The sequence below is a fragment of the Rhizobacter sp. genome, assembly GCF_031412075.1.
GTDB lineage: Bacteria > Pseudomonadota > Gammaproteobacteria > Burkholderiales > Burkholderiaceae_C > Rhizobacter.
The window spans coordinates 1-2,752 of record NZ_JANOCG010000609.1 but is presented as its reverse complement, the minus strand read 5'-3'; the positions used below and the strand labels follow the sequence as shown (position 1 = coordinate 2,752).

At 65.3% G+C, this 2,752-nt stretch carries 5 protein-coding genes and 1 pseudogene; 4 read left to right on the top strand and 2 right to left on the bottom strand.

What is annotated here, in order from left to right; genetic code table 11:
- Nucleotides 1-134: pseudogene (locus RMO40_RS22500) on the top strand (inorganic phosphate transporter); the annotation flags it as partial.
- 10 nt (nucleotides 135-144) lie between these two features.
- Here RMO40_RS22500 and RMO40_RS22495 read toward each other — a convergent pair.
- Nucleotides 145-588, bottom strand: a complete 444-nt coding sequence (locus tag RMO40_RS22495) for a hypothetical protein (protein ID WP_309725832.1) — start codon at nucleotides 586-588, stop codon at nucleotides 145-147.
- On the bottom strand, nucleotides 585-1,121 hold the full coding sequence (locus tag RMO40_RS22490; protein ID WP_309725831.1) for a GNAT family N-acetyltransferase: 537 nt from the start codon (nucleotides 1,119-1,121) through the stop codon (nucleotides 585-587). The genes RMO40_RS22495 and RMO40_RS22490 overlap by 4 nt, the downstream gene beginning before the upstream one ends.
- Nucleotides 1,122-1,315: 194 nt before the next feature.
- Here RMO40_RS22490 and rpsP point away from each other — a divergent pair, with 194 nt between their 5' ends.
- The 3 genes from rpsP to trmD all read left to right on the top strand — a co-directional run.
- Nucleotides 1,316-1,564, top strand: coding sequence for a 30S ribosomal protein S16 (gene rpsP / locus RMO40_RS22485; protein WP_296681508.1), 249 nt, complete (start codon nucleotides 1,316-1,318; stop codon nucleotides 1,562-1,564).
- A gap of 8 nt (nucleotides 1,565-1,572) precedes the next feature.
- Complete coding sequence (gene rimM, locus RMO40_RS22480; RefSeq protein ID WP_309725830.1) at nucleotides 1,573-2,169, top strand: ribosome maturation factor RimM; 597 nt, start codon at nucleotides 1,573-1,575, stop codon at nucleotides 2,167-2,169.
- A 15-nt stretch (nucleotides 2,170-2,184) separates the two neighbouring features.
- Nucleotides 2,185-2,752: tRNA (guanosine(37)-N1)-methyltransferase TrmD (gene trmD, locus RMO40_RS22475; protein WP_309725829.1), on the top strand; the 568-nt coding region annotated here is incomplete at its 3' end.

The following is a 2,752-nucleotide window of genomic DNA, read 5'->3' as shown; positions in this document are numbered from 1 at the left end:
GTTCGGTGCGCCGCGCCTCTGCGGTGCGCTGGGGCGTGGCGGGCAACATCGTGTGGGCCTGGGTCTTCACCATCCCCGCCTCGGCCTTCGTGGCCGGCATCTTCTACTGGGTGAGCTTCTCGATCTTTGCCTGAACCGGCTGGCTCACTGGCTGATCTTGCGGCCTTCTTCGACCTGGTACTCGAAGTAGCGCTGGCCACTGAAGGCGATGGTCGACATGAGCACCGTCGCTCCCAAGAGCAGCGACAGGACCAGTGCAAAAACCACCCCCCAGCCCGACCGGTGTGCCGGGCCGCCGGGATTGAAACGTTCGTTCCATTTTTCGTCGGGCGTCACGCCGTAGACGATGGCGGCCAGCATGGCAGCCGCAAGTGCAAAGCCCAGCAGCGGCACCAGCAGCCACGCGAGTTGGTCGTCTTGCCCCAGCTCCTGCACACGCCGCACCCCATAGGCGCCGACCAGCGTGGGCACCCACCAGAGCCAACCCCAGACGTCACGTCGGCCATAGAGGTAGAAGCGGTGCAGGCCCAGGCCACCGCCGATCAGGGCGATCCAGGCCGCCAGCGTCTTCGACTTGTACCCGCTCATGAGCCGTCTTCCGGCGCGGTGGTGTCGCCGCTGCCCATGGCGCGCTGCATGATGACCACGTCGCGCCAGGCGCCAAACTTCCAGCCGCTGGCCTTCAACAAACCGGTGTGTTCGAAGCCGAGGCTGCGGTGCACGCCGATCGAGCCCGCATTGGCCGAGTCCCCGATCACCGCCAGCATCTGTCGAGCGCCCTGCGCCTCGCACAGGGTCAGCAACTCGGCCAGCAGCAGCTTGCCCAGGCCCTGGCCACGCGCCGCATCGGCCAGGTAGATCGAGTCTTCCAGGCAAAAGCGGTACGCACGGCGCGGCCGGAAGTGGTTGGCATAGGCGTAGCCCAACACCTGGCCGTCGCGTTCGGCCACCAGCCAGGGCAGGCCTTTTCCCAGCACGTCGTCGCGGCGGCGGGTCATCTCGGACAGGTCGGGCGCCTCCAGCTCGAAGGTGCCAGTGCCGTTCAGCACGTTCCATTCGTAGATGGCGGTGATCTGCGGCAAGTCGGCTGTGGTGCTGGGGCGAATCAGGGGAGGGTTCATGTTTGTGCGTTGCGGTGTCGCTTGAGTTTATAATGCGCGGTTTCGATGACGGCTGGTTGTGAGACCGGCGTATCTACGACATCGAGCCCTCTGGCAGGGGCCTGCGGATACCGCAACCCTTGCCCTTTTGCTCTGCTCGCCCTGAGTGTCTCCTGGTGCGCGGTGGACGTTTTCAAGATTTCCAAGGAAACAACATGGTCGTGATCCGACTCGCACGTGGTGGCGCCAAGAAGCGTCCGTTCTACAACATCGTGGTTGCCGATTCGCGCAACCGCCGCGACGGCCGCTTCATCGAGCGCGTCGGGTTCTACAACCCGGTGGCGTCGGGCGCTGAGCAGCCGCTGCGCGTGGCCTTCGACCGTGTCGACTACTGGGCCGGCAACGGCGCCCAGCTGTCGCCCACGGTGGCTCGCCTGGTGGCGCAAGCCAAGGCTGCGGCCTGACATCGATCGTGGCCGCGACGCCCTCGGCCGTCGGCTCAACTGAGCCGGCTTTCCCCGAGGACGCCATCGAAGTCGGCCGCGTCGTTGACGCCTGGGGCGTGAAGGGCTGGATCAAGGTCCAGCCTTTTGCATCCGACCCTCAGGCCTTGTTTTCTTCCAAGCGCTGGTTCGTCAAGCCGCCGGAAGAAGCAGACATCAGACAGTTCGGCACCAAGCCGGCTGCATCTTTCCCTCGCCTGCTGAAAGTCATCGAAGCCAAGGAACATGGCGATGGGGTGGTGGCCCAGGTGCAAGAGGTCGGTGACCGCACGGCCGCCGAAGCATTGCGCGGGGCGCGCCTTTTTGTCGGCCGCTCCAGCTTCCCGACAGCCGATGCTGACGAGTACTACTGGGTCGATTTGATCGGCCTGTCGGTGTTCAACCGGCAAGGCGAGGCCTTGGGCACGGTCGTTGGCTTGCTCGACACCGGCCCGCACAGCGTGCTGCGCATCCAGAGCGCCGAGCTGCAAGCCGAAGAGCGGCTGGTGCCTTTTGTCGCAGCCTACGTCGACGAAGTGACCCTGGCCGAGAAGCGCATCACCGTCGATTGGGGCCTGGACTACTGATCCGGCGCTGTTGGCATGCGCTTTGACGTCATCACCCTGTTTCCCGAGCTGTTTGCGCCCCACCTGACGCAAGGCATCACCCGGCGCGCATTCGAGTCGGGCCAGGTCGACGTGAAACTGTGGCCCTTGCGTGACTTCGCCGACAACGCCTACCGCCGTGTCGACGACCGGCCCTATGGTGGAGGCCCTGGCATGGTGATGCTGGTCGAGCCGCTGGAGCGTGCATTGCAGGCCATTCGCGCCGAACGCAACGACGCTGCACCCGTGATCCATTTCACGCCCACCGGCCGGCGCATCGACCAAGCGCTGCTGACCGAGTTCTCGCAGGGCCTTGGCGCCGTGCTGCTGTGTGGGCGTTACGAAGGCATCGACCAGCGCTTCGTTGATCGCCATGTCGACGTGGAACTGAGCCTGGGAGACTTCGTGCTGTCTGGCGGCGAGTTGCCGGCCCTGGCGATGCTGGACGGCGTGACCCGCCTGCAAGACGGTGTGCTGGGTGACGCGCAGTCGCACCAGCAAGACAGCTTCTCCGACGGATTGCTGGACTGCCCGCACTTCAGCCGCCCCGAGGTGCTGAATACCC

Bases quoted from the DNA above. Each gene is read 5' to 3' on its own strand.
- RMO40_RS22495 (WP_309725832.1), bottom strand. From the start codon at position 588: ATGAGCGGGTACAAGTCGAAGACGCTGGCGGCCTGGATCGCCCTGATC.
- RMO40_RS22490 (WP_309725831.1), bottom strand. From the start codon at position 1,121: ATGAACCCTCCCCTGATTCGCCCCAGCACCACAGCCGACTTGCCGCAG.
- rpsP (WP_296681508.1), top strand. From the start codon at position 1,316: ATGGTCGTGATCCGACTCGCACGTGGTGGCGCCAAGAAGCGTCCGTTC.